This is a genomic window from Micromonospora haikouensis, from assembly GCF_900091595.1.
Lineage (GTDB): Bacteria > Actinomycetota > Actinomycetes > Mycobacteriales > Micromonosporaceae > Micromonospora > Micromonospora haikouensis.
In genome coordinates this window covers 1-4,232 of record NZ_FMCW01000076.1, presented here as the reverse complement: position 1 = coordinate 4,232, position 4,232 = coordinate 1, and the positions used below count along the sequence as shown (strand labels likewise).

Genomic DNA, 4,232 nt, shown 5'->3' with positions numbered 1-4,232 from the left:
CCGCTGGCGCACGCTACGCCACAGCACCGCCAGCCCACGCAGCCTCGGCGACATCGTCCGTGCCGCCCTCCACCTCACCCACTACGAACACCGATACCTACCGAATTCTTGTTGAGATCACGTCACTGCTCTGACACACGCGCTCTGTGTAGGTACCGCAATGTATTCGGCTCGTGTTCCCGTCTGGCAAATTTATAGGTGGCTCATCCGGTAGTCGGATCCGGAGTTCGCCGTGAAGCATCGCCAGACGGTCAGACGCCACCCCGAGGGTGGACACTTGCCGGACAGTATATCCGGGCACCGCAGCCCCTGGGTGCCAGGGTTGCGTGAGACCAATGCTCCACAGGTGCGGCCCGCTCCGGGCGAAGATGATCGATCACGTTGACGCCCAACACGCTGGATCCATCGGTCGGAACCAGTCCACCGCGGCGGACTTCGTCGACATCGACGAGACGGCCGGCGGCGACCGCCACGAGATCGCCCAAGAAACGAGACTTCACACACGACGGTCAACTCCTGCGATCATGCAGGGATGTTGCCGCCGCCGGGAGCCTCGGGAAGCCCCATCGCCGCCAAGGACTCGTTCGACGTCCCGGTCTTCATACGCTGGTCAGGCCCGGATCTTGAACCGGCACGTCGACCTATGCCCTCGCGGGTTGCGAGCGTATGGCATCCTTGGCCAGGCGATGGGTCGCAAATCCCGGCCAGCGGCGATTACCTCGTCACCACAACCTGGCGGGATGTTCTCGACGCGGCGCTGTCGGTGGGCAGGGATCCGACAGCATGGCTCACCGCCGTACCGGCGCTTGCCTGGTCCGAGATCGTGGCTCGCAGATCGCCGCTGGTCGCTTATCTGTGTCGCAGCGAGATTCTGTCCGCAGGTACGCTTGCCCGGCACATCGTCGAACCGAACGTTATCTACACAAGCGGTACGGAGGACACAGCCCAGTCCGCGTTCGGATATCGCATCGGGATGACGATGGCAGAGTGGGCCTGCCGTGGACTGATGGGCCTGGGGCCGACGCTACACGCGGAGGCTCGGGCCCCAGTCGGGCATGGACCTGCGTGGACCCCGTCGCTTGGCCTGCCAGACCTCATCGGATATCACCCCGCGACCGGGCTCCCCTGGATCGTCGAGGCTAAAGGAGGACGCCGGCTCGGTCTACCTCGTCTACGCGAAGGCGCGGCGCAGCTTTGCCGTCCCGATCTGATGACGGGGCCGCACGTCAAAGTCCTGTGCGGCACCAGCCTCACCGATCGATTGTTCATGACAATCGACGTCGAGAATCATGACCCAGGGATGTCCCCCTGGCCGGGGCAGGCCGAGGCCGCAGAGACCGATCGAATTCTCATGCTGGCGCAGTCACGCATGTTGACATACTTTTCGCTGCGGGCGTTGCCGACGGATTCACTTCGGGTTCTTCCGATCGGACCGGGTGTCGAGGATCGGCGCAGCCGGCGCGGCAGCGCCGCAATGGTCACGCTCCTCGAGGACGACGAGTCCACACAGGTGGAGCGTCAGCGAGCCCGCCAAGATCCGAGCTATCTACAACGACCTGGCGAGCATCGGCTCGACATGCTCACCGGCGCCGTACCCGGCACCGACCTCGTCCTCGGCATGTCCCGGCGCTTGTACGCTGCGTGCGAAGAACTCGCGCTGCAACAGGAGCAGATCGCGGTGATGGTGGACCAGGAGATTCCGCGCCCACGCCGGGACCAGGCTGACGATGTCGCTGATCAGATCAATGCCGCACGGAGGCAGCTGCTCTACCAGGAGGTGGGCAGGTCCGAGGCACGATACCGTACGCGCGAAGCGTTCGAATCGGCGCAGAGCCGCAACTGGTGGTCGCTGATCGACCGTCCAGCGCGACTCACCCCAGAACCAGAACAGAATGTACTGGAAGCGGCGACGGAGGACACCTACCTGGCCTTGGACGCGCGAACAGCCGAGCTAGCAATGCCGCGCCGATGACGAGCGGGTCATGAGCTTGTCGGGCGTCGCGCCTGCGGCGTTCTGTGGTCAGACACGCCGTACGGGGTCGCTGCCGACTTGGCATGCGCCAGCGCGGGCGTCAAGTGTTCGGCCTCTCGTCTCTACCGTAAGACTGGGCCTGACCCGGTTTGACGGACATCCCAGCTCTGGGGGGCTGTGTGCTCCTCGGGAGGATGTTCATCATGGAAGGCATGGGCAAGAAACCACGCCGGCCGCGTAGGGCGTTCACGCCGGAGTTCAGGGCGGAGATCGTCGAGGTGTGCCGGCGGGGTGACCGATCGGTGGCGCAGGTCGCGAGGGACTTCGACCTGACCGAGACCGCGGTACGTGAGTGGGTCAGGCAGGCCGACGTCGATGCCGGCACCCGCAGCGACGGGTTGACCAGCGACGAACGCGACGAGCTGGCGCGGCTGCGGCGGGAGAACCGCCGGCTGCGTGAGGACGTCGACATCCTCAAACGGGCCACGGCTTTCTTCGCGAAGGAGACCCGGTGAACGTGTACCCGTTCATCGAGGCGGAGAAAGCGCGGCCCGGCGGGAACGTGAAGCGTTCCTGTGAGCTGCTGGAGGTCTCCCGGTCCGCCTACTACCAGCACCGTGCCGGGCCGTCGCGGCGGGACCGCGACGACGTCGACCTTGTCGCCCGCATCGCGCGGATCCACGCCGACTCGGCCGGCACATACGGCGCGCCCCGTGTCCGCGCGGAACTCGCCGCGCAGGGTAGGCGGCACTCCGGCAAGCGGGTCGCGCGGCTGATGCGGGGCGCCGGGTTGTGTGGTCGGATGCCGAAGCGGTGGCGGACCACGACCGTGCCCGACCCGGGTGCGGCGTTGTCGGCGGACCTTGTCCGCCGGGACTTCGACGTCGCCGCCGGCCGGGTGGACACCCGCTGGTGCGGCGACATCACCTACGTCCACACGTGGGAGGGCTGGTTGTACCTCGCCACCGTGATCGACATCGCGTCGCGTCGGGTTGTGGGCTGGGCGACCGCCGACCATCTGCGGACCGATCTGCCCGCTCAGGCGTTGTCCAACGCGATCGCCGTCCGACGCCCGGCCGGGCCGGTGATCTTCCACAGCGACCGGGGGTGCCAGTACACGAGTGCGCAGTACGCCCGGCTCGCCGACCGCAACGGGGTGCGGTTGTCGGTCGGTGGGCGGGGTCAGTGCTGGGACAACGCCGTCGCGGAGTCGTTCTTCGCCACGATCAAGACCGAACTGCTCGACCGGAGGGCGTGGCCGACCCGGGCCGCCGCCCGTGCGGCGATCTTCGAGTGGATCGAGGGGTGGTACAACACCCGCCGCCGCCATTCCACCCTGGACTACATGAGTCCGGCCGAGTATGAGGCGACGGCCTATTCCCGCAGGCCAGCGAGCAAGGTAGCGTGAGATCAACTTACCGCCCTGTCCGTCAAACCGGGTCAACCCCACCCGCAGGTCTATCTGCACTACGACCCGTACACGCAGGCGCCACTGGTCCGGGGCAGCCCGGTCCGCTGCCCCGCCAGCGCGTGGACTACCTCATGCTGCTGCGCGGGCGCCGCCGGCTGGTCATCGAGATCGACGGCAAGCACCACTACGTCGGCGGCGACCGCGCCGCCCCTCAGCGGTACGCGGAGATGATGCGCGAAGACCGGGCGTTGCGGCTGGACGGCTACGAGGTGTTCCCGTTCGGCGCTACGACTTCTGCGACGCTGCGCAGGCCACCCTCATGGTCCGCAACTCCATCGAGCGGATCCTGCGCACCCACGGTTACCTGCCCTCGATACAGGCGCCCGCGGGCCGCCCGGGCCACCGTACGGCGGGCCAGCCCTCCTCACGTCGGTCTTCGCCTACTCTTGCCGGTCATCGCGCGTAGCGCGGCGGGCGTGAGGCAGTGTCCACGAGCGGGCAGGGAAACACGTCCTGGGTCCTGGAGCAATAGTCAAGACTTGTGGATGAGGAATCTTGATCAGGCGGCTGCGGTGTCGGTCGTGACCGGATCGGCGGTGGGGCGTTCGACGAGTTTGCCGCGTTCGAAGCGGGCGCCGGCGCGGATGAGGGCGACCAGGTGTGGTGCGTTGACCGCCCGCCACCGCTGTTGAGCGGCTTCGATCAGCTTGAACGCCATGGCCAGGCCGGCTGCCTTCGAGCCGGGCCCTTTGGTGACCTTGGTGCGGTGCCGGACGGTGGCGAAGGTCGACTCGATCGGGTTGGTGGTGCGCAGGTGCACCCAGTGCTCGGCGGGGAAGTCGTAGAAGG

General features: G+C 67.1%; 3 protein-coding genes and 1 pseudogene. 3 read left to right on the top strand and 1 reads right to left on the bottom strand.

Annotated features, from left to right (window positions below):
• Positions 1 to 532 precede the first annotated feature (532 nt).
• From GA0070558_RS33190 to GA0070558_RS32400, 3 genes are all read left to right on the top strand, one after another.
• Positions 533 to 1,972 carry a hypothetical protein gene (locus tag GA0070558_RS33190; RefSeq protein WP_141722431.1) on the top strand — a complete coding sequence of 480 codons (1,440 nt, stop codon included), beginning with the start codon at positions 533 to 535 and terminating at the stop codon, positions 1,970 to 1,972.
• Positions 1,973 to 2,184: 212 nt separating this feature from the next.
• Positions 2,185 to 2,487, top strand: coding sequence for a transposase (locus GA0070558_RS32405; RefSeq protein WP_176734488.1), 303 nt, complete (start codon positions 2,185 to 2,187; stop codon positions 2,485 to 2,487).
• Entirely contained in the window at positions 2,484 to 3,380 is an 897-nt protein-coding gene (locus GA0070558_RS32400) for an IS3 family transposase (RefSeq protein WP_091287312.1), read from the top strand. Before GA0070558_RS32405 ends, GA0070558_RS32400 begins: the two co-directional genes overlap by 4 nt.
• Positions 3,381 to 3,942: 562 nt before the next feature.
• On the opposite strand, the pseudogene GA0070558_RS32395 reads toward GA0070558_RS32400, so the two are convergent.
• Positions 3,943 to 4,232 (bottom strand): annotated as a pseudogene (locus tag GA0070558_RS32395) (IS256 family transposase); the annotation flags it as partial.